Source organism: Tabrizicola sp. TH137, from assembly GCF_002855575.1.
In the GTDB taxonomy this organism is placed as follows: Bacteria; Pseudomonadota; Alphaproteobacteria; order Rhodobacterales; family Rhodobacteraceae; genus Paragemmobacter.
Window position 1 is genome coordinate 63,199 of the sequence record NZ_PKRQ01000002.1, and the last position, 26,120, is coordinate 89,318.

Below are 26,120 nucleotides of genomic sequence, written 5' to 3' on the forward strand. Positions count from 1 at the left end.
ACCCCAAAAGCAGGAAGACGGGAAAAATGGCTGCAAAAAACGTCGCTCTCATTGTCGGGGCCACGGGTCTGTCCGGCAGTTACGCCGGAAGGCTTCTGAAGGACGAGGGCTGGACGGTTGTGACGCTGTCACGCGGGGCGGCTGATCTGGAGTTTTCCGATAGGCATGTTGCTGTCGATCTGTCGGATCCGGCGGCGACGGTGGCCGCTTTGCGGGCCGCGTCGGATGTGACCCATGTGTTCTTCTGCACCTGGTCGCGCCAGGCGAACGAAGCGGAGAATGTCCGCGTCAATGCCGGGATGATCCGCAACCTGTTCGACGGGCTGTCTGCCGCGCCAATCCGGCACGCGGCACTGGTGACGGGGCTGAAGCACTATCTGGGTTCCTTCGACGATTACGCCAAGGTCAAACCCTACACCCCGTTTCTTGAAGGCAGCCCGCGCCTGCCGGGGCTCAACTTCTACTACGCACAGGAAGACGTGCTGTTCGAGATGGCTGAGAAGCGCGGCTTCACATGGTCCGTGCATCGGCCGCATACGATGATCGGCTTCGTCATCGGAAACGCGATGAACATGGCGGTGACGCTGGCCGTCTATGCCTCGATCTGCAAGCATACCGGGCGGCCCTTCGTCTATCCGGGATCGCCCGAGCAGTTGAATGCCGTCACCGACGTGACCGATGCGCGCCTTCTGGCCAAGCAGTTGCACTGGGCGGCGACGACTCCCGCAGCGGCAAACATGCCGTTCAACACAGCGAATGGGGACCTGTTCCGCTGGACATGGCTCTGGCAGCAGATAGCCGACTACTTCGGCATCGCGGCTGCGCCCTATCCGGGGCATCCGACGCCCCTCGAGGCACAGATGACCGATGCACAGGCCGTCTGGTCCGAGATCGTGGCCAAGCATGGCCTTCAGGACATTCCGGTGAACAAGCTTGCCTCCTGGTGGCACAGCGATGCCGATCTGGGGCGCACGCTGGAGTGCTTCACCGACATGACCAACAGCCGGACGCTGGGCTTCGATGCCTATCAATCCACGCGCAGCAGCTTCACCGACGTCTTCGATGAACTGCGCGCCCGTCGCATCATCCCGGCCTGAGGATACAGCCATGCATTATGTCGTTCATTGCCTGGACCATGACGGAGCCGTCGAAAAGCGTCTGGCCAATTACGAAGCGCACAAGTCCTATCTGGCGCAGGCCCCGGTGAAGACCGTGATCTCCGGCCCGCTGCTGGCGGATGACGAAAAGACGATGATCGGCAGTTGCTTCGTGCTGGAGGCGGACAGCCTTGCCGCAGTCGAGGAGTTCAATCGCAACGATCCTTTTGCACGGGTCGGGCTGTGGAAGACCGTGTCGATCCGGCCCTTTGCCAAGCGCGTGGACAACCGCTGATGGCTGGCCCGGTCAAGATCGCCCTCGTGGGCATGGGGTGGTGGGGGCAGAAGATGCTGTCCGTCCTGCAATCCGCCCCGGAGGATATTCGCGTCATCCGCGCGGTGGAGCCGAACCTGGACAGTGTGCGCGCACTTTGCGCCGGGCACGGTATCGCCCTGTCTGCGGATTATGCCGACGCATTGACCGATCCCGAAGTCGAGGCGGTGGTTCTGGCCACGCCCCATGCGCTGCATACGGCGCAGATCGCTGCGGCTGCGGCGGCAGGCAAGCACATCTTCTGCGAAAAGCCGCTGGCCCTGACCAAGGTCGAGGCGGAGCGGTCCGTGGCGCTGTGCCGTGAGGCCGGGCTTGTTCTGGGCATGGGGCATGAACGGCGGTTCGAGCCGCCGGTGGCCGAGATGCTGGCCATGGCGGATGCCGGCACATTGGGGCGCATCCAGCAGATCGAGGCGAATTTCAGCCATGACAAGTTCCTTTCGCTTGCCCGTGACAATTGGCGGCTGAAGGCGGATCAGGCCCCGGCCGGCGGCATGACAGCCACGGGCATCCACCTTCTGGACCTGTCGGTGCGCCTTCTGGGCGCGGCGGAGAGCGTGCTTTGCATCTGCGAGCAATTGTCTTCGGACCTGCCGCAGGGCGACACGGTGGCGGCCTTCGTGAAGTTCAGGGGCGGCGGCACCTCCTATGTTTCGGCCTCGCTTGCCAATCCCTTCATCTCGCGCTTCGCGGTCTTCGGGTCAAAGGGCTGGGTCGATATCCGCGACAAGGCGCATGTGGAAGCCCCCGATGGCTGGATCGTCACATCGGCCATGGCCGGCGGGCCGATCACCACCCGCGAAATCGGCAAGGCCGAACCTGTGAAGGACAATCTGGTTGCCTTCGCCCGTGCCGTGCGCGGCGGCGACTATCCGATCACTGCGGACCATCTAATCAACAACATCGCTCTGCTGGAGGCGGTTTTTGCATCGGCCAAGAGCGGCCGCATCGAAACCGTGGCCTGAGCTGCCCAACCTGATGGAGACACCGATGAAAGCCCTGATCTTCGATCAACCGAACAAGCCCGTGGTCGCCGACATCCAGATGCCGACCATCGGCGACAACGAGGTGATGGTGCGGTCGCGCCGCGTGGGCATCTGCCATTCGGATTACGAACTGCTTTCGGGAAACTACATCATCCCGATCTCCTATCCCGTCACTCCGGGCCATGAATGGGTGGGCGAGGTTGTGGAGGTGGGGCGCAACGTCAAGGGGCTGCGGCCCGGCGACCGTGTGGTCGGCGAATGCGTGATCCGCACCCCCGAGCGCATTCATCACTTTGGCTTTTCGATGGATGGCGCGAACCGTGAGTTCTTTGCGGCGCGGCCGGAATGGCTGCACAAGCTGCCGGACGGGGTAGATGATGCAAAAGGCGCGCTGATCGAACCCTTCACCTGCGGCTATTACGCGGTGCTGCGGCATGGCAGGGTGGATGCCTCGCAGACCGTGGTGGTATCGGGCGGCGGGACGATCGGCCTTGTCTCGGCAGCGGCGGCCATCGGGATGGGCGCGCAGGTCATTGTCGTCGATCCGGTGCCGCTGCGGCGGCAAATCGCGATGAAGCTGGGCGCGGTGGGGACGGTGGACCCTGCGGCGGGGAATGCCGTCGAGGCGGTCACCGAGATGACGAGGGGCGGCGCCGATCTGGTGATCGAGGCGGCGGGTCATCCGGCCTCGCTTGCAAATGTCTTCGATTATGCGCGGCCCGAAGGCTTCGTTTCGATGGTGGGGATCAGCATCGGGCAGAAGATCCCGGTCGAGCTGGGCAAGATCCAGATCAAGGATCTGACGGTGCGCGGCTGCATCGGGTCGCCCGGCGTCTGGCCTGCCGCCATCCGGTTTCTGGAACGCACGGGCATCGACCTGTCGCCGATCCAGACCCACAGCTTTGCGCTGGATGACGCGATCGAGGCCTTCAGTCTTGGGAAGGACCCGTCGAAGGCCGTGAAGATCACGCTGGAAATCGCCTGACGCCAAAAGGCGCGGCGCAAGGGGGGAGGAGGGAGCATGGCACAATACCATCAGGCGGCGGGCCAGGATGCGCCGGGCCTTGATCTGCGGTCCCTCAAGCCAGCGCGCGGCTTCGTGACGGTCGTCATCTCGACTCTTGCGCTGATCGTCGTCTGTGCGGTCTTCGCCCCTTCGGCCATCTCGGCGGGTGGTCTTGCCGGCAGTCTGCCCTTTGCGGCCATCATCGCAATCGTGGGTCTCGGGCAGATGCTGGTCGTGCAGCAGGGCGGGTTCGACCTGTCCCTTGCAGGGGGCGTGTCGCTGGCGGTGGTGATCACCACCCATATGTCGGGCGGCGATGATGCGCAGCTTTTCACCTCCATCGCCTTTGCCTTCGGCTGCGCGGTGGTCGCCGGGGTGGTGAACGGCCTTCTGGTTGGTGTGCTGCGGCTGAACGCGATCGTGGCGACCATCGGGATGAATGCGCTGCTGTATGGTGCGGTCTTCGCGGTGTCGGGGGGCGTTCCGCGGATCACCACGCCGCTGATGGCCGAGATCGCGGGTGGCAAGACCCTGGGCATCCCGCATTCCGTTCTCTTTGCGCTGGGGATCATGCTGCTGGTGGCCTTCGTCCTGAAGAAGACGGTGATCGGGCGGCGGTTCGAAGCGATTGGCGCAAATCCCGCCGCCGCCCATGCGGCCGGGTTGAAGGTGCAACTCTATCAGGCGATGGCCTATGTCTTTGCCCAGTTGCACTACTGCGTGGCAGGCATCCTGATTTCGGGCATCACGCGGGAACCCACGGCCTTTCAGGGCGACAGCCTGCTGCTGCCGTCGGTCGCGGTGGTCGTGCTGGCGGGGACGTCCCTTCTGGGCGGGCGCGGCTTTCCGATCTCGACCGTCATCGCGGCCTTCTTCCTGAACCAGTTGAGCCAGTTCGCGCTGGCGGTCGGCGTGCCCTTCTCGGCCCAGACCATCATCCAGGCCTTGGCCCTGGTCTTCGGGATCGGCGTCTATTCGCTGCGCTGGAAACAGGCGGCAACGAAACGTGCACTCAAGTCCAAAATGGAGGAAACGGACAATGCTTAAGGAAAAGATGATGACCGCCGCTTGTGCGGCGGCGGCCCTGACCATGGGCCTTGCCGCATCGACGGCACTTGCCGAAACGCCGTCCTGGTGCGGGCCCAATGAGGCTTCGCTGGCGCTGCTGGACGGGTTCGGCGGCAATAGCTGGCGGCTTGTCACGACGGCCTCGGGTGCGGAGGAAGCCGCGAAATGCCCCAGCATCACGCAGTATGAATATGCCGACGGGCAGGGCGACACCCAGAAGGCCATTTCGGACATCAATTCCATGGCGGCGCGCGGCATCAACGCGATGGTGGTCTTCGGGGATGCGGGGCCTGCGGTCCTGCCCGCGCTGACCAACGCCCATCGCGCCGGAACCATCGTCGTGCCCTACCGCGTGAATGTCGGTGGCGAGGAAGGCGTGAACTACGCCAAATTCATCGGATCGTCCTTCTTCGAGGATGGCGTGAGCTGGGGCAACTGGATCAAGGAGATCCTGCCCGAAGGTGGGAACCTGCTGTTCCTCAGCGGACCGGCCGGCAACAGCCAGGGCATTGACGAGCTTGCCGGCATGAAATCCGTGCTGGATGACAAATACGTTTTCATCAACCCGGAGCCCTTCGCCGTCACCAACTGGGACCCGTCGCTGACGCAGCAGGTGCTTTCTGCCGAGATTGCCAAGAATGACAAGATTGACGTGATCGTGTCGGACTTCGGCCCGTCGCTGGTTGGCGCGCTGCCTGTCTTTGCGGAGTTCGGCCGGTCCATCCCGGCGCTGGCGACGTCGGACGGCAATTCGCTGTCCTGCTTCTGGGAGCAGAACAAGGAGGCGAACCCGGACTTCAAGCTGTTTACCGTCGCCACGGGGAACGACAATGTCCGCCTTGCAGTGCAATGGGCCGTGGCCCTTGCCACCGGGGGCACCCCGCCTGCGGAAGAAATCTTCAAGGCGCCGGTCTTCGAGAACTCGGTCACAGGCGAGCCGAACCCCGTGACCTGCCGCCCCGATCTGCCCGGCTCCATCTATCTGTCGGCGGAAATGGCCGATGATGCGCAGGCGAAAGCCGTCGGCCAGTGAGCATGGTCGCGGCCCCGGGTGGGAGGAGCCCGGGGCCGCGCCCTTCGTAACAGCCGCAGTTGAGGCAAGACGCGAGATGCCCGAGGTCGCAGCGATGAAGCGCATGGAAACGGAAGAGTTGACCGTTGCGGTCACGGCCAGGCCGGCTGTCCGGCTGTCCAACATCACCAAGCTGTTCTCTGGCGTCGTGGCCTTGTCGGATGTGTCGGTGGAGATTCATCCCGGCGAAGTCCATGCCATACTTGGCGAGAACGGCGCGGGCAAATCCACGCTGATGAACATCATCTCGGGCGTGCTTCAGCCGGATATCGGCGTGATCGAATTCAACGGCGAGGTCATCTCGCCGATGACGCCAGAGCGCGCCGCCGCGCTGGGCGTATCCATATCGTATCAGCATCCGGCTGTGCTGGATGATCTGTCGGTGCTTGAAAATCTGCGCGTGGCCTTGCCCGATCGCGTCTTCGACGGCGATGACCCGGCCATCATCGCCCGCCGGATGCTGGATGACGTGGGGCTGCATGTGCCGCTGACTGCGCGGGCAGATGGCCTGACGGTGGCGCAGAAACATCTGCTGGAGATTGCCAAGGCGCTGGCGACACGCCCCCCGGTTCTGATCCTCGACGAGCCTACGGCGGCTTTGGATCAGGATGCGACCGAGATGCTTTTCGCCCGCATCCGGACTGTCGTGGCGCAGGGGACGGCGGTCATCTACATCACCCACAGACTGGCCGAACTGCGCCAGATCGCCCAGCGCGTGACCGTGCTGCGCGACGGCCATCATGCGGGCAGCGCTCTGGTCCGCGATGTGACGGATGATGATCTTCTTGCCATGATCGTCGGGCGCAGTCTTGCATCCGCCTTTCCGCCCAAGTCGGCGGAGGCAGCGCCGGAGACCAATTTCATTGTCAGGAACCTCACGGGCCGATCCTTCCGCGATGTCAGCTTTGAGGTCGGACGTGGCCAGATAATCGGGATTGCAGGCGTCGAGGGCAACGGCCAGTCCGGCGTCATGCGTGCCCTCGCCGGGCTGGAAGCCTGGAAGGGCGACGTGACCCTGAACGGCATCTCGCTCTCTTCGGCGGAGGTGAAGGAAAAGTCGGCCTATATGCCGTCGGACCGCCATGAAGAGGGGATCATTGCCGACCTGACGGTGCGGGAGAACGCGACCTTTTCGGCGCTGGACCAGTTCAGCACGCTCGGCATCCTGAGCCGCCGCCGGGAACTGGGCGAAGTGCGGCAGGTGTTCGGTTCTCTTGCCGTGAAGGCGCCGGGGCTGGATGCGGGCATCCTGTCCCTTTCGGGCGGCAACCAGCAGAAGGTGGTGATGGCGCGGGCGCTGATGTCGCAGCCGGGCTTCATTCTGGCCGATGAACCGACACAGGGCGTGGATGTCGGCGCGCGGTTCGAGATCTATCGCATCCTGCGCGAGGTTTCGCAGGCCGGGACGCCTGTCATCGTGAATTCTTCGGACGCGGCAGAGCTTGAAGGGCTGTGCGACGTCGTGATCGTGATGTCGCGCGGGCGCGTTGCGGAAACCCTGCGGGGCGACGAGGTGACGGAAAGCCGCATCATCGCGGCGGCGGTCAAGGCGCAGTCGCATGTCGCGGGACTCGAGGCGGCAACGAAGGCGACGCAATCCGCCGGTCGCGGGCTGCGCCAGTTCATCCAGAGCGACAATGCCACCGTGGCGCCGCTTGCCGCCGTCGTGGTGCTGCTGGGGCTCTATGTCTTCGGGCAGAACGAGAATTTTCTGTCGGCCTTCAACATCTCGAACATCCTGCTTCTGGCGACCGCGCTCGGCTTTATCGCGATTGGCCAGACCATTGCCCTGCTGATGGGCGGGATCGACCTTTCGGTGGGTCCACTGGCCGGTTTCCTTGTGGTCGTGGCCTCTTTCTTCATCAATGACGGACAGTCGCCGCAGACGATCGCATTGGGTTTCGCATTGATGTTCCTGGCCGCGCTGGTGGTCGGAGCGATCAACGGCTGCCTGATCCGCTTTGCCAATTTCACGCCGATTGCCGCGACGCTGGCCATGTATATCGGCTTGCAGGGACTGAGCTTCGTGCTGCGCGACGGGCCGGGGGGATATATCAACTTTGCGGTGATGGATGCGATCGGCTGGAAGCTCGGGCCCTTGCCCTTGGCCTTCATCGTTCTGGTCCTGGTGGCGCTGCTGGCCGAATACATGCTGCGCAGGCGCCGCCTTGGATGGCAGTTGCGGGCCGTCGGGTCGCATGAGGAATCGGCGCGGCGGATGGGCATCCGGGTGAACCGGGTGGTCATTGGCGGATATATCGCCGTGGCGCTGTTCACGGCGCTGGGGGCCGTCATGCTCATGGTGCAGATCGGCGTGGGCGATCCGGCGCAGGGCGTGAACTATACGCTGGCCAGCATCACCGCCGTCGTTCTGGGCGGAACCAGCCTGCGTGGCGGGCGAGGCACGTTCGTCGGCACTGTCATGGGTGCCGTTCTGCTGACCGAAGTGCTGAATGCCGTGGCCTTCCTGGGGCTGTCGCAGACCTATCAATACCTGTTCCAGGGGGCGCTGATCCTTGCTGCCGCTCTGATCTATTCGACGGCACGGCGGCAGGCGGGTCACGGCTGATGCGGCGGGGGCTGACCGGACATGCCTGCCGGTGCGGTTCGGTTCAGGGGCCTTGCCCCGTGCCGCCCCCGGGATGGGCGGAGACTGCGCCCTGACCCCTGCGATGCCATGCGAGAGAGGACAAGAGGATGACTGCACAAGGCGCCATTGAGTATTTTACCGAAAGCCATTCAGTGGAGGCCGTGAATGGCCGCGTTGGCAAGGGGACCGATCCGCGATTTGCGCATGTGATGGCGCGGCTGGCGACGCATCTGCATGCCTTCATCAAGGATGTCGAACTCACACAGCCGGAATGGGCTGCGGCGATAGACTTCCTCACGCGCACTGGCCAGACCTGCGATGGCAACCGGCAGGAATTCATCCTGCTGTCGGATGTGCTGGGCGTCTCCATGCTGGTGGATGCGATCAACAATCGCCGTCCGGCAGGGGCGACCGAAAACACCGTCCTGGGGCCTTTTCACGTCGGGGGCGTGCCGGAATATCCGATGGGCGCCAACATTTCGCTTGCCGGAGGCCGGGAGACCTGCCTCTTCGAGGGCAGGGTGACCGACCTTGACGGCAATCCGCTGGCGGGCGCACGGATCGACGTCTGGTCGGACAACGAGGATGGTTTCTACGACGTCCAGCAACCTGATCTTCAGCCGCGGCACAACAATCGTGGGGTTTTCGTCACGGGGGCGGATGGACGCTACTGGTTCCGCGGGATCAAGCCCGTCTCCTATCCGATACCGGATGATGGCCCGGTGGGGCAGATGTTGGGCCATCTGGGCCGCCATCCCTTCCGACCGGCCCATATGCATTTCATCGTCAGCGCAGAGGGTTTCGAGACCGTCATCACCCATACTTTCGTGAAAGGTGACGACTACTTGCAGTCGGATGCCGTCTTCGGGGTCAAGGACTCGCTGATCGCTCCTTTTGAACCTCGCATCGGCGGCGACACGAAATGGGTGTCTTCGTTCGATTTCGTTCTGACACGCCAGGCGGCGGCCTGAGCTTCAAGGGAGGATGGGATGATGGGCGCAGATACTGGAGGAGTGGTCGTTACAGGGGGCGCTCGGGGCATCGGCCTTGCGATCGCGCGCAATCTGGCCAGTTCGGGCCATGGCGTCGTCATCGCGGATCTGGACGAGGCGGCGGGGCAGGCGGCCGCAAGCGACATCAAGTCCGAAGGCGGCAGGGCGGTCTTCTGCCGGGTCGATGTCGCAGACCGGGCCATGGTGGCCGCAGCGGTCGCGACCTGCCAGGAAGCCTTTGGCCACATCCACGCCATCGTCAACAATGCAGGTTTCAACAAGCCCCAGAACTTCCTGGAAACCACGGAAGACAACTGGAACCGGATCATGAAGGTCAACGGGCTGGGTGTGCTGATCGGCATCCAGGAGGCCGCCAAGGCGATGATCGCGGCCGGACATGGGGGCAGTATCGTCAACACCGCCTCCATCGCCGGGCGTAGCGGAGATGGGCAATGGGCCCCCTATTGCGCCAGCAAGGCCGCGGTGATCAGCCTGACGCAGGCCGCAGCCCGCGCGCTTGCGCCCCATGGGATCACGGTGAATGCCTTTGCTCCGGGCGTGGTTGAAACCGATCTCTGGACGCAGCTTGACCTTGACCTGATCGCGCTTGGCGCGGCATCGCGCCCGGGGGAGGCGATGGAGAATTTTTCCCGGAACATTCCACTTGGGCGGACGTCCAGGCCGGAAGACATTGTCGGGACCGTCGCCTTCCTGATCTCGCCCGCTTCGGCCTACATGACCGGCCAATGCCTGATGATCGACGGCGGGATGGTGATGCAATGACCGGACCCCGCATCGCCTTTCTTGGAACCGGCGCACAGGGAGCCTCTATCGCGGCCGACTTTGCGCTTGCCGGGCTGGACGTCACTTTCATCGACCAGTGGCCTGCCCATATCGAGGCGATCCGCGCAAATGGCATTACGGTGAACCTGCCCGCGAGGCAGATCAACGTGCGCGTCCCGGCGCTGCATCTGTGCCAGGTGGCCGAGGTCCGGCAGCCCTTCGATCTGATCTTTCTCGTGGTCAAGGCCTATGACACGAGCTGGGCCACCCAGTTGATCAAGCCGGTCCTCGCCGAGGATGGTTTCGTGATCGGCCTTCAGAACGGGATGACGCATGAAGAGATTGCCGCCATCGTGGGGCGTCACCGCACCATCGGCGCGGTGATCGAGATTGCCTCGAACATGTGGGTGCCGGGCGTGACGAACCGGCAGAACGATCATGACGAGTCCTGGTTCGCGCTGGGCGCGCTCGACCCCGCGCAGCAGCACCGGGTCGAGGATGTGGCCGTTCTTTTGCGCCATTCGGGGCGGGTCGAGGTCGTGGATGACATCCGGTCCGCCAAATGGATGAAGCTGGTGGTGAATGCGGCGGAGCTGATCCCTTCCGCCATCATCGACACGGCCTTGAACGATGCGGCCCGTGCGCCCGGCATGCTCGAAGTGATGCGAGCCGCAGGCTATGAGGCGATGCAGGCTGCGCTGGTGGATGGGGCCACGATCATGCCGATCATCGGAATGCCACCAAGCATGAGCAATGACCCGGAACGCTATGTCGATGAGATCTTCGAGGAAGTGCTGCGGACCTTCTCGCGCGAGGATACCTTGACCACGTCCCTTCAGGATTGGCGCAAGGGACGACGGGCCGAAGTGGCAGAGGTGAATGGCTGGGTGGTGCAGACCCTGGCTCGGCATGGCCGCAGCGCGCCGGTCAATCAGCGCGTGGTCGAGATTGCCTTTCAGATCGAGGCGGGAACGCTTCGCCCGCAGCCCGAGAATATCCGCCTGCTGACCGCCGATCGGACATCGGACCCGTGACCGCGGGTGGCGAGGCGCAGGATGACCAGCGACCCGGGCAAGGGCAGGGGCCAAGATGCCGAATGTGAAAATCTATGTCGATGAAGCGATCTATCCCGCCTGCCGCGAAGGGCTGCCCGCTGCGCTTGGCCCGATCCTCGACATGTTATGCGAGGATCTTGTCGTGGACCGGCCTGCCTGCCAGATCGCCGTGATTCCGGTGCTCGCCTTGCCTGACCTTCCCCCGGTCAATGTGGAATTGCAGATCATGCCGCGCCCGGAGCGCACCCGCGCGGCGCTGCTGGCCCTTTGTGCGAAGCTGCGCGACGTGGTGGGCGCAGCAACCGGAGGCCATGTCGCCGTCCGGATTTCGACGCTCGATCCCGCAACCTATGTTGCCCTGAAATAGCGGGGGGCGGATGGCAGATATCCTAGCCTGTCCCGAGGAACTTCTCGCCGTTCGGATTGTCGGAACGGCGGTGGCGAGCCGCTTCACTTGCATGGATGGACGGCAGGCTGCCACTCCCGCCCCTTCCTGGGTGAGAGACGGGCCGGCTGCAAAAGCAAAGATCAGGATCAAGCCGCAGTAACCAGGAGGAGAAACATCATGGCGGAACGGGTCTATGGCATGCACCATATCGGCATCACAGTGCCCGACATCGAAGAGGGCATCCGCTTCTTCAAGGCCGTCTTCGGGGCGGTTGAGGTCTTTCGCACAGGCGCGTTCGACGTGGACGAGTCCTTCATGGAGCGCAGGCTTGGCACGCCCGCGCATACACGCATCCGCGATCTGGTGTTCTTGCGTTGCGGTGCCGGGACGAATGTGGAGCTGTTCGAATACAGTGGCGAAGACAGTTCTGCCCGCCCCCGCCGCAACTCCGAGGTCGGTGGCACGCATCTCTGTTTCGAGGTGGAGGATGTCTTCGCTTCGGTCGAGCGGCTGCGCGCAGAGGGGATCGACTTCCTTGAGGGGCCGAACACCGTGACCGAAGGGCCTTTGGCAGGCTTCAACTGGATCTATTTCAATGCTCCCTGGGGGCAGTCGCTTGAAATCGCAAGCTTCACCTCCCTCGGCTATGAGAAAGATACGGAGGAGAGGATCTGGCGGGCCAAGCCTTCGGAGTGATCGGGCAAGGGGGCGTCCGGCGCTGTCGGCGACCCGCGCGCCGTCCGGCTGGGGCGAAGTCGTGTCAATCGGCAGGGCCGCCGTTGACTTCACGCATTCCAACAAGAACCTGGACGTCACGGTCCGGCAGGGCGCAGTCTGCGGCGAGTTCCATGCGCGCCTTGAGGGCCTGTTTCATCCTCTGCGTGAGCATGGTCCGGACCACGCCTGCTTTGGCCCCCGCTGAACACGGGTGATGCCAAAGACTATTCTCTATCGGCTGGCCGCACTTGGGCAGAATCCCGGGCCGAGGAGTCGGGGCGCGGGGTTTTCCCCGCGCCCGTTGTCATGGCCCTTCCGGGCAAGCGTCAGAAGAAGCCCAGCTTGTTCGGATTGTAGCTGACCAGCATGTTCTTGGTCTGCTGATAGTGGTCGAGCATCATCTTGTGCGTCTCGCGCCCGATCCCGGATTGCTTGTAGCCGCCGAAGGCCGCATGGGCAGGATAGGCATGGTAGTTGTTCACCCAGACGCGGCCCGCCTCGATGTTTCGGCCAAAGCGGTAGGCGCGGGTTCCGTCGCGCGTCCAGACGCCGGCGCCGAGGCCATACATCGTGTCATTGGCGATCTGGAGCGCCTCGGCTTCGTCCTTGAAAGTGGTGACAGAGACGACGGGCCCGAAGATTTCCTCCTGGAAGACCCGCATCTTGTTGTGGCCCTTCAGGATCGTGGGCTGGATGTAGAACCCCTGCGCGAGATCGCCGTTGAACCGCGCGGCGTCGCCGCCAACCAGCACCTCTGCGCCCTCTTCGCGGCCGATGGTGAAGTAGGACATGATCTTGTCATGCTGCTGGCGGGAGGCCTGCGCCCCGACCATGGTCGCCATGTCACGCGGATCGCCCTGCTTGATCGCCTTCACCCGGGCGATGCAGCGTTCCATGAAGGCGTCATAGATGTCTTCCTGGATCAATGCGCGCGAAGGGCAGGTGCAGACCTCGCCCTGGTTGAAGGCAAAGAGGACGAAGCCTTCGACGGCCTTGTCGAGGAAGGCGTCATCGGCGGCCATCACGTCGGAGAAGAAGATGTTGGGGGACTTGCCGCCCAGTTCCAGCGTGAAGGGGATGAGGCTGGCCACCGCGCCTTCGGCCACCTTGCGGCCGGTGGCGGTGGAGCCGGTGAAGGCGATCTTGGCGATGCGGCCAGAACGGACCAGCGCGTCGCCCGCTTCGGCGCCATAGCCGTTGACGATGTTCAGGACGCCGGGGGGCAGAAGGTCGGCGATGAGTTCCACCAATACCATGATCGCCGCGGGGGTCTGTTCCGCAGGCTTCATCACGATGCAATTGCCGGCGGCCAGGGCGGGGGCCAGTTTCCAGGCCGCCATCAGGATCGAGAAGTTCCAGGGGATGATCTGGCCGACCACGCCCAGCGGTTCGTGGAAGTGATAGGCAACGGTGTCATGGTCGATCTCGGACATCGTGCCTTCCTGGCTGCGGAGGACGCCCGCAAAATAGCGGAAATGATCCACCGAAAGCGGGATGTCGGCATTCACCGTTTCGCGGATCGGCTTGCCGTTGTCCCAGGTTTCCGCCGTGGCGATGAGTTCGAGATTCGCTTCGATCCGGTCGGCGATCTGGAGCAGGATGTTGGAACGATGCGCGGCGCTGGTCTTGCCCCAGGCATCCTTGGCGGCATGGGCAGCATCCAGCGCCAGCGCGATATCGGCGGCGTCGGAACGGGCGATCTCGCATATCTTTGCGCCGGTGATCGGGGTGATGTTGTCGAAGTAGCGCCCGTTCACCGGCGGCAGGAAGCGGCCTCCGATGAAATTGTCATAGCGGGTCTTGAAGGGCGATCCGGCAAGGCCGGTTTCCTTGGTCATCACGTTCATGGGTCAACTCCTCCTGACGGGGCCGCCTCCACGCGGCCTGACAGAGAGACTGCGCAGCCTTGCCGAGTCGGTCATCCGGGGGGGAGAGGATGGGGGAGGGCGGTTGTCGCAGAACTGCGACAGGTGGGAGCGGGAATGTGGGTCAGCCGCGGTCGAGCTTGCGGTGCAGCGTCGCCCGGCTCAGCCCGAGGGCGCGCGCCGCTGCCGAGATATTGCCGGACGAGCGGACCAGCGCGCGGGTAAGGACGCCCCTTTCGGCCTTGTCCATCGTGTCATGGCTGTCGAGACCCAGGAGATCGGACAGCAGGCGCGGTGCGGTGGCGAGATCGCCTGTCACGCCCAGATGCTGACGCGCGGCGCGGGTGGCCCCGATCACCAGATCATCGGCATCAACGGCGAGGAGCGCGCCAAGCCCCCGGTCCAGCCCGGGCACCAGCACCACCCTTGCGCGAGGGAACTCCAGATGGAAGAGGTCGGCTTCGACCTTGCGGGCCACCTCGGCAACCGTGCTGCCGATCAGCCCGGCGACAGCATCGCCAAGATCGGTGCGCGCGGTCGAGACGTCGATCACGGCGGCCAGCCGCCCGTCTGGCCCATGCACCGGAGCCGAGGAACAGCTGAGCCCGATGTTGCGGGCAAGGAAATGCTGGTCGCGGTGGATCGTCACCGCCCGTCCCTCGGCCAGGCAGGTGCCGATCCCGTTGGTACCGACATCCGCCTCTGACCAAATCGTTCCGGTCCACAGGCCCGATTGCTCGAAGCTGCGATCATCCCCCGGCGCCCCCCGCCGATCCACGACCACGCCCCGGGAATCGGCCAGAACGATGCAAGCCCCAAGACCGCTGACGATCTGGAACAGCCGGTCGAGATGCGGGGCCGCTGTCGGCAGCAGCGGTCCGAGTTGATCCCGGGCAAGGGCAAGCTCGCTGGCCGTGATCCTGCTGTCGCCGGATCGCGAGGCGGGGTCGAGGCGGTAAAGCTGCGCCGATCGGACCCACGAGGCCGCGACGCTGGATTTTGCAGCCAAGCCGCCTGAAATGGCCGCTTCGATGCGGGTGATGTGGGCTGTCGTAGGTGTCGGCATGGATCGCCCTTTCAAGCTTCCCGTTCTGCCCCGGCTGCGCCCGTCGTCACGCAAGGGTGACGGCAGCGGTCATCAGCAACCGCGACAGTGAACACCCGAAGACGCATGGGTGCAACGCGACATTAGGCCTATGCCGATTTCCCCCGGCGCCCTTGCGCCGCAAGATGACGGGAACAGCGGCCTGTCCTTGGGCCGGTCGGCCAGACTGATGGGGTCTTGCCTGCAAACTGCGGCTGGGGAACACTTCGGTGATGCTGAGAAAGGCCTGCGCCATGACCATCCTGCGCCTGAGGATTGTATTCGACGATGCGATGCTGGGTCCCGGCAAGGCCGAGCTTCTGGAACGGATCGGAAAGACCGGTTCCATCGCGGCGGCAGGCCGGGACATGGGGATGAGTTACAAGCGCGCCTGGATGCTGGTGGAAGAGATGAACCGGGCGTTCCGGGAACCGCTGGTGATCAGCACGCGGGGCGGGCCTGGCGGAGGCGGTGCGCAACTGACCGAAAGCGGTGCGAGGGTGCTTGAACTGTATCACGACATCGTCGCCAAGGCTGAGAACGCCGCTGCGGCCCGGATCGGAACGTTGGAAGCGATGCTGCGTCCTGCCCAGCCGGGGGATATTTCCGACCGAAAATAACGCTTGCAGCAATACTGGCCTCGCGCTGATATGTTTTTCAGAACATATCGACTGGAGGAATCATGTCACGCCCTGCTGCCCTCGCATCCGCTTTTGCCTTTCTCTTCGCGTCGCCCGGCTTTGCGGAAGAAGTGGTGGTCTTCGCCGCGGCCTCGTTGAAGACCGCGCTGGACGAACTCGCCGCCGAGTTCGAGGTTGCCACCGGCCATGAGGTTACGATCAGCTATGGCGGTTCGAACGCCCTGGCCAAGCAGATCATCGAAGGGGCACCGGCCGACATTTTCCTTTCCGCTGCCGTCAACTGGATGGACGAGGTGGAGAAGGCGGGGATGGTGGTCGATGGCACGCGCAGGGATCTGCTGGGCAACCGGCTCGTGCTGATCGCCCATGGCAAGGAGGCGGCGTCGGTTGATGTCGGTCCCGGTTTTGATCTGGCGGGTCTTCTGGGGGATGGGCGCCTTTCGATGGCGATGGTCGATGCCGTGCCCGCAGGTCAATATGGCAAGGCCGCGCTGGAGAGCCTCGGGGTCTGGTCTCAGGTCGAGGCTTCCGTTGCGCAATCGGAGAATGTTCGTGCGGCGCTGACGCTCGTATCCACGGGCGAGGCGCCTTACGGGATCGTCTATGCGACGGATGCGGCGGCAGATGACAATGTTTCTGTCGTCGGCACCTTCCCGGCAGACAGCCATCCGCCGATCCTTTATCCCGGCGCGCTGCTGGCCGGGGCTGGCGATGCGGCTGACTCGGCGTTTTTCGAGGCGCTGGCCTCGGAACAGGGCGACGCGATCTTTTCGGCGCAGGGCTTTCTGATCCTGAACTGACGGCATTCCGCTGGCGTGAAAGAGGCAGCCACGCGACTGATAAGGGCGCGCCGGGTCGGCCCCGTTGTTGAAATTTCAAGTTTGAAGTTTCGGTTGACAGACTCATGTTTGCGGTGAAATCTTAACTTCACAGTTAAGAAATTCGCGCCAATGCGAATCGTCACAACAGGGATGGTGCGATGCTTCAGGAACGCATCGAAGGCAAATGGCTTGCCGCCTTTCGGCGTGTCTTTGCGCTGAACGGAATCGGGCAGGGGACCCGGATCGCGATCCTTTCGGAGACGCAGTCGCGCCCCGTGCTGGTGCAGCTTTGCGAACTGGCCGCCTATGACCTTGGCGCTGAATTCTGCATGATCCAGATGCCCACGCCGCCACAATCGGCCCCTGTGCCTGTGAAATCCACCGGCACGAGCTGGGCGATCCAGGGCAATCGCGCGGTGATCGAGGCGCTGAAGCTGGTGGATGTGATCGTGGATTGCACGGTCGAGGGGCTGATCCACGCCCCGGAATGGCCGGAGATCGAAGAGGCCGGCCGGACGCGGCTTCTCGTCATCACCAATGAACATCCCGAGATCCTGGAACGGACGGAGCCGAAGGCGGAAGACAATGTAAAGCTGCAACTGGGTATCCAGATGCTGCGCGAGGCGTCGGAAATGCGCGTCACGTCGAAGGCAGGCACGGACCTGACCGTCGATCTGCGCGGCGCGCCCTGTGGCGGGACGGCGGGTTTCGGCACCTCGCCGGGGGCTGTGGCGCATTGGCCGGGCGGGCTCTGCCTCGCCTTTCCGGGGAAACAGGCGGTGAATGGCCGCATCGTGATGGACGTCGGCGACATGAACCTGACGTTCAAGACCTTTCTCACCAGCCGGATCGACTTCACCATCGAGAATGACTTCGTCACCCGCATTGATGGCGATGGCATAGATGCCCTGCATTTCCGCGAATACATGGAGGCCTGGGGCGACAGGAACGCCTATGGCCTGAGCCATGTCGGCTGGGGGATGAACCACGGCGCGAAATGGGTGTCGGCCGCGATGTATGACAAGCGCGACATGCAGGCCGTGGAGTTCCGCGCGATTGCCGGTTCGTTTCTGTGGTCCACCGGCGCGAACCAATATGCCGGGCGCTACACGCTGGGCCATTTCGACCTTCCGATGAGGAATTGCACCATCGCCCTCGACGGGCGCGTCGTCGTGCGTGACGGCGTTTTGCAGGGAGAGCTTGCCTGATGACCGAACAGCGCCCCATCGCCGCCGCGATGCCGATGAGCCATCCCGGCGATTACTATGACCTGTCGCGCATCCGCCCCGAGGTGCTGCGCATGCTGGAGCGGATCAATGCGCTTGGCCCGGTCTTTGCGGCCCGCGCGAAGGCCGTGGATGACGAGGCGTCGTTCCCGACGGAGAACTATCGCGATCTGGCCGAGGAAGGGTTCCTGACGCTCTGCATCCCCGAGGAATATGGCGGCATGGGCTTTTCCATGTGGGAATACGCCATGGTCGGGGCCGAGATAGCGAAGTATTGCGGCGCCACCGCGCTGACCTTCAACATGCATAACTCGTCGATGGCATGGTCGCGCTTCATGTTCGAGATGCCGAACCTGACGCCCGAAGAGAAGGCCGCCTTCGCCCCGCTGCGCGAACGACAGTTCAAGCGCGCCATTGCAGAGCGGGCCATCTATTCGCAGCCGATCTCCGAAGGGGGGCAGAACTGGACGTCAAAACCGAACCAGACGCAGTGTCGGGCTGTCGAGGGCGGCTGGAAGATCAACGGGTTCAAGAAGTTTGCCTCCCTCGCGGGCTATTGCGATTACTACACCATCGTCTGCACCGAGGTCTTCGAGGGCATGGAGCCGCGCCACGAGGACACGATGCTTTTCGTCGTTCACAAGGATGCCCCAGGGTTGACGGTCAAGGGGGACTGGGACCCGTTGGGGATGCGCGGCACCAACAGCCGTGACCTGATCCTGAAAGATGTCTTCGTCACCGCCGAAGACATGCTGATGCCGCGGGGCATCTTCGGGAAGACGCTGCCCAACTGGCCGCACATGATGGCGACGCTCTCACCCACCTATATGGGCGTGGCGCAGGGGGCCTTTGATTTCACCGTGGCCTATCTGAAGGGGCAGGTGCCGGGCCAGCCGCCCATCGACCGCCGCATGTATGCGACGAAGCGGATCGCGGTGGGCAAGATGTATGCGCGTCTGGCCAATATGCGGGCGCTGTGGTGGCAGGCCTTTTCCGAGGCGAAGGGTTTCCCCACCAAGGCCGAAGTGATGCGGATGTATGCGGCGCAGTACAACGTGATGGAAGGTGCAGCCGAGATGACGAGCATGGCCATCCGCACCTGCGGCGGTCAGTCGATGCTGCGGTCATTGCCGCTGGAGCGGATGTATCGCGACAGCCGCTGCGGCGCGCTCATGCTGCCCTACACATCTGAAATCATGGAGGATTATCTGTCGATCCTGACGCTTTATGAGATGGACGAGATCGACGATGCCCCCGGCGACGAGGGCGGGGCGCGCAACTCGCTCTGGCGCGGGGATGCGGGTTCGCTCAAGGGGCTGCGTTAGGGCGATGCCGCGCGAGGGGGTCCATGTCCACGGCCATGTTCCGGCCGATGCGGCGGCGGTCTGGGCCGTGCTGCGGGATTTCGGCGGGGGCTGGCATCCCTGGATCGACCGGATCAACGTGGAGCGGGATCCGCGCGGCAGCCTGATCCGGGTCTTCACGGTGAAGGGGGAGGATGGGCTTTACCGCGAGCAGCGCACCTATCTTTCCGACAGCGACCGGGTGCTGGCCTATACCCATCTGGAAGGGATCGCAGGTTGCGAGTCCTATGACGCGCGGGTGACGGTAACGCCGTCGGAGGCGGGTGGTTGCACGGTGACATGGACGGCGCAGGTCAGCGCGCCGATGCCCCGTCTGAGCGCGATCTGCGATGGCACGCGGGCGGTGTTCGAGGCCGGCATCGCGGCGCTGGCCAAGGTTGGCGGGACAACGCCGGTGATGGAGCCGGCGGAGCCTGCGCCCCTGCGCCTGACGGAGCGGACCATCGACGCCCTGCCGCGCCTTGCCCTGACGGAGACGCCGGACCGGGGCGACGGACGGCTGTGCCTGTTCCTCCACGGGATTGGCGGCGGGCGGCAGAACTGGCGTGCCCAACTGGGCGCGGCGGGGCATCGCATCCGCTGCGCTGCGCTGGACCTGCGCGGTTATGGCGACAGCACGCTGGGGCCGCGGCAATCGACTGTTGATGACTATTGCGCCGACATTCTGCGCGTGGCCGAGGTTCTGGGGGCGCGGCGGCTGGTTCTGGTCGGGCTGTCTTACGGGTCCTGGATCGCCACGTCCTTTGCGATGCGGCATCCCGAGATGCTGGACGGGCTGGTTCTGTCCGGGGGCTGCACCGGCATGTCCGAGGCAGGGCCGGAGGAACGCGAAGCCTTCCGACTCAGCCGTGAAGTGCCCTTGAACGCGGGCCAAGTGCCGGCCGATTTCGCCCCGGCCGTTGTGAAGGTTCTGGCGGGTCCCGATGCCCCCGAAGCGGTGCGCGCCGAACTCCTCGCCTCCATGTCGGCCATAGCTGCGCCGACGTATCGCGATGCGCTGGTCTGCTTTACCAATCCACGCGAACGGTTTGATTTTTCACGTCTTTCCATGCCAGTCCTGATGATGACCGGCGAACATGACCGGCTTGCGCCCTCGTCGGAAATCCGCGGGATCGCAGGCCGCATCTGGGACAGCGCGAAGCGGCCCGATGTCCGCTTCGAGGTGATCGCAGGGGCGGGACATGTCTGCAATCTGGAACAGCCGGAGACCTATAACCGCCACCTTGCCGATTTCCTTGCAGGATTGCCGGCATGACCGCCTTGTCACGCCGCGCCCAGAACCGGATCGAACGGACGCAGCGCATCCTGGACGGCGCGCTGCGCGTCTTTGCCGAGGCAGGCTATTCCGGCACCACGATGGATGCCGTCGCGGCGGCTGTCGGGCTGTCGAAGCCCACGCTTTACCAGTATTTCGACAGCAAGGAGACCCTCTTCCAGGCCATGATGCTGGGCCAGCGGGACCGGATGATGACGGTCTTCGAACACCCCTCCGAGGCGGGGATGGTGCATGACCTGCATGCCTTTGCCTGGGATTACGCGGATGGGGTGATGCGGCCCGAAATGCTGTCGCTGGCGCGGCTCATCATCGGCGAGGTGCAGCGCTTTCCAGAGATCGGGCGGGCCTATCAGGCCAGCGGACCAGACCGCCTGCTGGCCGGGATCATCGGCTATGTTTCGGCGCAGCGCGATGCCGGGCGGCTTGCCTTCGAGGATGCGGAACTCGCCGCGCAAGACCTGTGGGGCCTGATCCTTTCCGCGCCTCGCACCCAGGCGCTCTACCGCCCGGATGCTGTGCCGGGACGGGCCGAACTTGCGCGGTACATCCTGAATGGTCTGCGCGTCTTCCTGCGCGCCTATTCCACCGATCCGGCACGCGATCTTGAACAGCTAGAGGCGCTTGCAAGCGCCCGAACGACAGGGACAGGAACATGACACTGGACGATTACATCGCCGATCCGGCGAGCCGCTTTGCTACCGTGGCGATGGCGGATACCAACGGCCTCCTGCGCGGGCAGATGGTTTCGGTCAACAGCCTGAAGGGCATCGCGAAGAACGGGATGGGCATGGCCCCGGCGCAGCTTTCACTCGATCCGACCGACGTGTTGCTGACGATCCCCGGCGTGAATGACGAAACCGGGGATTTCCATGACGATCCCCTGAAGCTCGACCCGGCGACGGTGCGGCGCCTGCCCTGGTCGAAGCCGGGGCATGACTTGCTGGTGCTGTCGAACTTCACCGGCGAGTCTGCGAAGATGTGCCCCCGTTCGATCCTGTCCGCCGTGTTGGCGCGGGCGGCGAAGGCGGGCTTCGTGCCGAAATACGGGATGGAACTGGAATACACGCTTTTCGACGAGACCCCGGAGAGTGCACGCGCGAAGGGCTATCGCAACCTGAAGCCCGCGACCCAGCATGCCAGCCATGACCTGACGATCTATCAGGCGCTTCAGACCGAGTGGTATGAAAGCATCGCCGCGATGTGCGAGCCGTTGCGGATCGACCTTGCCAAGATGCATGAAGAGATCGGCGCGGGCTTCATGGAAGCCTGCATCGGGGCGGGCGAGGGGCTGGAACCGGCGGATCAGCTTGTATTGCTGAAGAACTTTATCCGGGCGCTGGCGTTGCGGCAGGGCAAATCGGTGACCTTCATGCCGCGCTGGAACGAACAGGCGGACAGCCAGTCGATCCACCTGCATGTGAGCCTGAAGGACAGGGCGGGCAAGCCGCTGTTCCATGATCCTTCGGGCAAGAACGGGGTGAGCCAGACCTTCCTGCACTTCCTTGGCGGATTGCAGAAATACATCGGTGACATGACCCTGATCTTCCAGCCGACGGTGAACAGCTATCGGCGCTTTGCCCCCGGCACCTTTGCGCCGCCCGGCCTGACCTGGGGCTACGAGAACCGCACGACCTGTTTTCGCATTGTCGGCCATGATGCGGGCAGCCTGCGCGTGGAGAACCGGCTGCCGGGTGCAGATACCAACCCCTATCTCACCGCTGCCGCAACCATAGCGGCGGGCGTGGCAGGGGTGATCGAGGGGGTGGAGCCGGACCCGGAAACCATCGGTTCCGGTTATGCCCAGACCCCGCCGCGCGATTTCGCGCGGTCCATGCCAGAGGCCATCGCCCGGCTGCGGGGATCGGATTTCGCCAAAGTCTGGCTGGGAGAGCGTTTCGTGGAAGCCTTCACCGCCACTCGCGAAGGGCAGCATGATGAATTCCGGCGCAAGGTTCCCGATGTGGAACTGGAACGCTTCTTCGATCTGGGGTGACGGGATGGACGATTTGCGCGCCCATTTTCTGGAAGGCATGAGCCGCGCGGCGACCTTCGTCGCGGTGGCCACCACCGATGGCGATGGGGGAAGGGCGGGCGTGACCATCTCCTCCCTGACCTCGGTCTCGGCGGATGGCGACCAGCCTTCGCTTCTTGCCTGCATCCATCACCAGAGCCCTGCCGCCGCCGCGATCCTGCGGAACCGTGCCTTCTGCGCCAATCTTCTGGCGGAGGATCAGCAAGGGGTTTCGGACCTGTTCGCCGGTCGGGCGGGCAGCGATCACGCCGCGCGCTTTGACCGGGCCGAATGGGAAGCGGGCGCTTTGGGTCAGCCGGTGCTGGCGGGCGCAACGGCGGTATTCGAATGCCGCCTCGCCACGGCCCTTCTGTGGGAGACGCATCACATCATCGTCGGACGGGTCCATTCCGTCCGGTTGTCAGATCACCCGGCAGCGCTGCTCTATGGCCAGCGTGCCTATCGGCGGGCGGTTCATCTGCCCGGACGGGAGGTCTGACGCAAAGCCATCCACTGGCACGCGAGATGCCGGGGAGAACCGGGGCACCTGGCACAAAGACCGGGGCCCGCAACCAACATGGAGTAACGAATGGGACACGACACAGGGAACGGGGCGAACCAGCTTCGCCGGAACTCGCTGGGCTTGCTTGCGGTCACCTTCATGGTGATCTCGGCTGCGGCCCCGCTTACGGGGGTGGCGGGGGCCGTCCCCATCGCCTTCCTCATCGGCAATGGAACGGGGGTGCCTGCGACCTTCCTGTTCATGACGCTGGTCATGCTCGCCTTCGCGGTGGGCTATGTGGCCATGTCGCGGCATGTGAAGAATGCGGGTGCCTTCTACGCCTATGCCGCGCGCGGCCTTGGCGGGCGCTGGGCGGGGGCCACGGCCTTTACCGCGCTGGCGGCCTATAACGCGATGCAGTTCGGGCTGATCGGCCTTCTGGGCGGGATATCGGCCGGCGTCTTCGGCAGTTTCGGCATCATCCTGCCCTGGTGGGCCTGGAGCCTCATCGCCATCCTGCTGGTTGGCATCCTCGGCTATCGGCAGGTGGATCTGTCGGCGAAGGTGCTGATCGTGCTGGTCGCCCTGGAATATCTGATCGTGCTGATCGTGGATTTCGCCATCCTTGCCCAGGGCGGGGCGGCGGATGCGGGGGGGCTGTCGGTCAATCTCTTCGATGCCAATGCCATCTTCTCGGGCTCCCTGACGGCGGCGATCCTGTTCTGTCTCGGCTCCTTCATCGGGTTCGAGGCGACGACGATCTATGCCGAAGAGGCCCGCGATCCGGATCGGACCATCCCGCGCGCGACCTATCTTTCGGTGTTGATGATCGGCCTGTTCTTCGTCTTCACCACCTGGCTGATGATTGCCGGTGTCGGTGCCGAGAACCTTATCCCCACCATCGGCGGGCTGGCCGATCCGACCGAATACTTCTTCATGCTGGCCGACATGTATGTCGGAGGCCCGGTTCCGCCCATCGCGGGCATCCTGCTGGTCTCCAGCCTCTTCGCCGCGCTGTCGGCCTTCCACAACTACATCGCCCGCTACAGCTATGTCGCCGGGCGCGAGGGGCTGTTGCCCGCTGCCTTCGGCCGCACGCATGATACCCATTCCAGCCCGCATGTCGGGTCGGTGGTGCAGTCGCTGGGGGCACTGGTTGTCCTTGCTGTCTTTGCCGGGCTCGGGCTCGATCCGGTGCTGAACATGTTCACCTGGATCAGCCAGGTCGGCACGCTCGGGGTGCTGGGGATGATGGTCGTGACCTCGCTTGCGGTGATCGTCTTCTTTCGCCGTCAGGGGGGCGAGGCTCCCGTCATGTCCACCCTGGTGCTTCCGGCGGTGTCGGGGGCAATCATGGCGGCGCTCTTCCTCTACATCTTCGCCAATTTCGGCGATCTGACAGGAACGGCAGGCGGCGGGCTGAGCTGGATTCTTCCCGGCCTCATCCCGGTGGCGGCGCTTGTGGGCTGGCTGGCGGCAGTGCGGCTGGAGAAGGCCGATCCGGCCGGATTTGCCCGCATGGGCGAGAATCGCGCCTGATGGCCGGGCCGGGGCGCGGCAAGACCGCGCCCCGCTCTTGATCCGAGAGGTTTTCCGATGACCCAGATTTCGCTCGGCCCCTCGGGCCATGAAGACTGCTTTACCCGCGACAATCTTCCTGCCGCGGAGACATGGCCTGACCTGCGACTTGATGGTTTCGACTATCCCGAATGGCTGAACGCTGCGGTGGAACTGACCGACCGCATGGTCGATCGCGGCTTCGCCGATCATGTCGCGCTGATCGGAAATGGCCGAACCCGCACCTACAAGGAACTGACCGACTGGTCGAACCGCATCGCCCATGCGCTCGTCGCGGATTACGGGGTCCGGCCGGGAAACCGCGTTCTGATCCGTTCGGCCAACAATCCGGCGATGGTGGCCTGTTGGCTGGCTGCCACGAAGGCCGGGGCAGTGGTGGTAAACACCATGCCGATGCTGCGGGCGGGGGAACTGACGGCGATCGTTGACAAGGCGCAGATCACCCATGCGCTCTGCGACACCCGCCTGATGGAAGAGCTGGTCACCTGCCAGAAATCCTCGGGCGTGCTGCATACGGTCATCGGGTTCGACGGGACGGCCAACCATGATGCAGAGCTTGACCGCATCGCCCTGAAGAAGCCTGTTCGCTTCACCCCGCCGCCGACGGGCCGCGATGATGTTGCGCTTCTGGGGTTCACTTCGGGAACCACGGGGGAACCCAAGGCCACGATGCATTTCCACCGCGACCTTCTCATCATCGCGGATGGCTATGCGAAGGAGGTGCTTTCCGTCACCCCCGAGGATGTCTTTGTCGGCTCGCCGCCGCTGGCCTTTACCTTCGGGCTTGGTGGCCTTGCCATCTTCCCGCTGCGCTTTGGCGCGGCTGCGGCACTTCTCGAACAGGCCAGCCCGCCCAACATGGTGCAGATCATTCAGGAGCATCGGGCTACAGTCTGTTTCACCGCTCCGACCGCCTATCGCGTGATGCTCAAGGCGATGGACGAAGGGGCGGATCTGTCGTCCCTAAGGGCCGCCGTCAGCGCGGGCGAGACCCTGCCCGCGCCCGTCTATGAAGAGTGGATGGCCAGGACTGGCAAGCCGATGCTTGACGGCATCGGCGCGACCGAGATGCTGCATATCTTCATCACCAATCGTTTCGATGACCATCGTCCCGGCTGCACCGGACGGCCGGTGACAGGATACGAGGCGCGGATCGTGGGGCCGGATATGGCGGAACTGCCTCGGGGAGAGATCGGACGGCTGGCGGTGCGCGGCCCGACCGGATGCCGCTACATGGCCGATGCACGACAGAAGGCCTATGTCCGCGACGGCTGGAACCTGACGGGAGACAGTTTCTGGCAGGATGAGGACGGGCGCTTCCACTTCGCTGCACGATCCGACGACATGATCATTTCTGCCGGTTACAACATCGCGGGACCAGAGGTGGAAGCGGCGCTGCTGTCCCATCCCGCCGTGCTGGAATGCGCGGTGGTGGGGGCAGCGGATGAAGAGCGTGGCCAGATCGTGGAGGCGCATGTCGTTCTGGCCTCCGGGCAGACCGGCGACGCGCTGCTGGTCAAGACCTTGCAAGACCATGTGAAATCCGTGATCGCCCCGTACAAGTATCCCCGCCGCGTCATCTTCGTGGAGGCCTTGCCGAAGACGCAGACGGGAAAGATCCAGAGGTTCCGGCTCCGCACTGATCGGACAGGCTGATCCGGCGG

At 64.1% G+C, this 26,120-nt stretch carries 24 protein-coding genes; 22 read left to right on the top strand and 2 right to left on the bottom strand.

From position 1 onward, the window contains the following. Positions 1-26 precede the first annotated feature (26 nt). The 12 genes from C0V75_RS05715 (at position 27) to C0V75_RS05770 (ending at position 12,067) form a co-directional block, all read left to right on the top strand. Positions 27-1,097: an SDR family oxidoreductase gene (locus C0V75_RS05715; protein WP_101919974.1), complete on the top strand. Its 1,071-nt coding sequence runs from the start codon at positions 27-29 to the stop codon at positions 1,095-1,097. A 10-nt stretch (positions 1,098-1,107) separates the two neighbouring features. Next, a complete protein-coding gene (locus tag C0V75_RS05720) occupies positions 1,108-1,392 on the top strand; it encodes a YciI family protein (RefSeq protein WP_101919975.1) in 285 nt (94 codons plus the stop codon). After that, positions 1,392-2,396, top strand: a complete 1,005-nt coding sequence (locus C0V75_RS05725; RefSeq protein WP_101919976.1) for a Gfo/Idh/MocA family protein — start codon at positions 1,392-1,394, stop codon at positions 2,394-2,396. Before C0V75_RS05720 ends, C0V75_RS05725 begins: the two co-directional genes overlap by 1 nt. A 25-nt stretch (positions 2,397-2,421) precedes the next feature. After that, a complete protein-coding gene (locus C0V75_RS05730; protein ID WP_101919977.1) occupies positions 2,422-3,402 on the top strand; it encodes a zinc-binding dehydrogenase in 981 nt (326 codons plus the stop codon). 36 nt (positions 3,403-3,438) lie between these two features. Continuing rightward, positions 3,439-4,470, top strand: a complete 1,032-nt coding sequence (locus tag C0V75_RS05735) for an ABC transporter permease (protein WP_216821416.1) — start codon at positions 3,439-3,441, stop codon at positions 4,468-4,470. Between the two features lie 10 nt (positions 4,471-4,480). Further along, positions 4,481-5,524 (top strand): substrate-binding domain-containing protein, encoded by a 1,044-nt coding sequence (locus C0V75_RS05740; RefSeq protein WP_216821417.1) that lies wholly within the window; start codon positions 4,481-4,483, stop codon positions 5,522-5,524. Positions 5,525-5,600: 76 nt separating this feature from the next. Then, positions 5,601-8,132 carry an ATP-binding cassette domain-containing protein gene (locus C0V75_RS05745; protein WP_216821418.1) on the top strand — a complete coding sequence of 844 codons (2,532 nt, stop codon included), beginning with the start codon at positions 5,601-5,603 and terminating at the stop codon, positions 8,130-8,132. A 128-nt stretch (positions 8,133-8,260) separates the two neighbouring features. Next, complete coding sequence (locus C0V75_RS05750) at positions 8,261-9,124, top strand: intradiol ring-cleavage dioxygenase (RefSeq protein ID WP_101919979.1); 864 nt, start codon at positions 8,261-8,263, stop codon at positions 9,122-9,124. Positions 9,125-9,142: 18 nt separating this feature from the next. Continuing rightward, positions 9,143-9,928 carry an SDR family NAD(P)-dependent oxidoreductase gene (locus C0V75_RS05755; protein WP_371410666.1) on the top strand — a complete coding sequence of 262 codons (786 nt, stop codon included), beginning with the start codon at positions 9,143-9,145 and terminating at the stop codon, positions 9,926-9,928. Then, on the top strand, positions 9,925-10,962 hold the full coding sequence (locus C0V75_RS05760; protein WP_101919980.1) for a ketopantoate reductase family protein: 1,038 nt from the start codon (positions 9,925-9,927) through the stop codon (positions 10,960-10,962). Before C0V75_RS05755 ends, C0V75_RS05760 begins: the two co-directional genes overlap by 4 nt. 55 nt (positions 10,963-11,017) lie before the next feature. Continuing rightward, complete coding sequence (locus C0V75_RS05765; RefSeq protein WP_101919981.1) at positions 11,018-11,350, top strand: hypothetical protein; 333 nt, start codon at positions 11,018-11,020, stop codon at positions 11,348-11,350. A gap of 198 nt (positions 11,351-11,548) precedes the next feature. After that, positions 11,549-12,067 (top strand): VOC family protein, encoded by a 519-nt coding sequence (locus tag C0V75_RS05770; protein ID WP_101919982.1) that lies wholly within the window; start codon positions 11,549-11,551, stop codon positions 12,065-12,067. Between the two features lie 347 nt (positions 12,068-12,414). Here the strand turns inward: C0V75_RS05770 and C0V75_RS05775 are convergent, their stop codons facing one another. After that, entirely contained in the window at positions 12,415-13,935 is a 1,521-nt protein-coding gene (locus C0V75_RS05775; protein ID WP_101919983.1) for an aldehyde dehydrogenase family protein, read from the bottom strand. Positions 13,936-14,077: 142 nt separating this feature from the next. After that, positions 14,078-15,019 carry a helix-turn-helix domain-containing protein gene (locus tag C0V75_RS05780; RefSeq protein WP_101919984.1) on the bottom strand — a complete coding sequence of 314 codons (942 nt, stop codon included), beginning with the start codon at positions 15,017-15,019 and terminating at the stop codon, positions 14,078-14,080. Positions 15,020-15,291: 272 nt separating this feature from the next. Between C0V75_RS05780 and C0V75_RS05785 the strand changes: the two genes are divergently transcribed. The 10 genes from C0V75_RS05785 (at position 15,292) to C0V75_RS05830 (ending at position 26,112) form a co-directional block, all read left to right on the top strand. Further along, entirely contained in the window at positions 15,292-15,657 is a 366-nt protein-coding gene (locus C0V75_RS05785) for a winged helix-turn-helix domain-containing protein (RefSeq protein WP_254216392.1), read from the top strand. Between the two features lie 62 nt (positions 15,658-15,719). Further along, positions 15,720-16,478 carry a molybdate ABC transporter substrate-binding protein gene (gene modA, locus C0V75_RS05790; protein ID WP_101919986.1) on the top strand — a complete coding sequence of 253 codons (759 nt, stop codon included), beginning with the start codon at positions 15,720-15,722 and terminating at the stop codon, positions 16,476-16,478. Positions 16,479-16,657: 179 nt separating this feature from the next. Then, positions 16,658-17,707: a peptidase M29 gene (locus tag C0V75_RS05795; protein ID WP_101919987.1), complete on the top strand. Its 1,050-nt coding sequence runs from the start codon at positions 16,658-16,660 to the stop codon at positions 17,705-17,707. Beyond that, positions 17,707-19,050, top strand: a complete 1,344-nt coding sequence (locus C0V75_RS05800; protein ID WP_254216393.1) for an acyl-CoA dehydrogenase family protein — start codon at positions 17,707-17,709, stop codon at positions 19,048-19,050. Before C0V75_RS05795 ends, C0V75_RS05800 begins: the two co-directional genes overlap by 1 nt. 4 nt (positions 19,051-19,054) lie before the next feature. Beyond that, the gene (locus C0V75_RS05805) at positions 19,055-20,344 is read left to right on the top strand and encodes an alpha/beta fold hydrolase (protein WP_158241784.1); all 1,290 of its coding nucleotides are present in this window, start codon (positions 19,055-19,057) and stop codon (positions 20,342-20,344) included. After that, entirely contained in the window at positions 20,341-21,021 is a 681-nt protein-coding gene (locus C0V75_RS05810) for a TetR/AcrR family transcriptional regulator (RefSeq protein ID WP_101919989.1), read from the top strand. The genes C0V75_RS05805 and C0V75_RS05810 overlap by 4 nt, the downstream gene beginning before the upstream one ends. Next, positions 21,018-22,358 carry a glutamine synthetase family protein gene (locus tag C0V75_RS05815; protein WP_101919990.1) on the top strand — a complete coding sequence of 447 codons (1,341 nt, stop codon included), beginning with the start codon at positions 21,018-21,020 and terminating at the stop codon, positions 22,356-22,358. Before C0V75_RS05810 ends, C0V75_RS05815 begins: the two co-directional genes overlap by 4 nt. 4 nt (positions 22,359-22,362) lie before the next feature. Continuing rightward, positions 22,363-22,875, top strand: coding sequence for a flavin reductase family protein (locus tag C0V75_RS05820; RefSeq protein ID WP_158241785.1), 513 nt, complete (start codon positions 22,363-22,365; stop codon positions 22,873-22,875). A gap of 90 nt (positions 22,876-22,965) precedes the next feature. Beyond that, positions 22,966-24,417, top strand: coding sequence for an APC family permease (locus C0V75_RS05825; protein WP_101919992.1), 1,452 nt, complete (start codon positions 22,966-22,968; stop codon positions 24,415-24,417). Between the two features lie 57 nt (positions 24,418-24,474). Continuing rightward, positions 24,475-26,112, top strand: a complete 1,638-nt coding sequence (locus tag C0V75_RS05830) for an AMP-binding protein (RefSeq protein WP_101919993.1) — start codon at positions 24,475-24,477, stop codon at positions 26,110-26,112. Positions 26,113-26,120 lie beyond the last annotated feature (8 nt).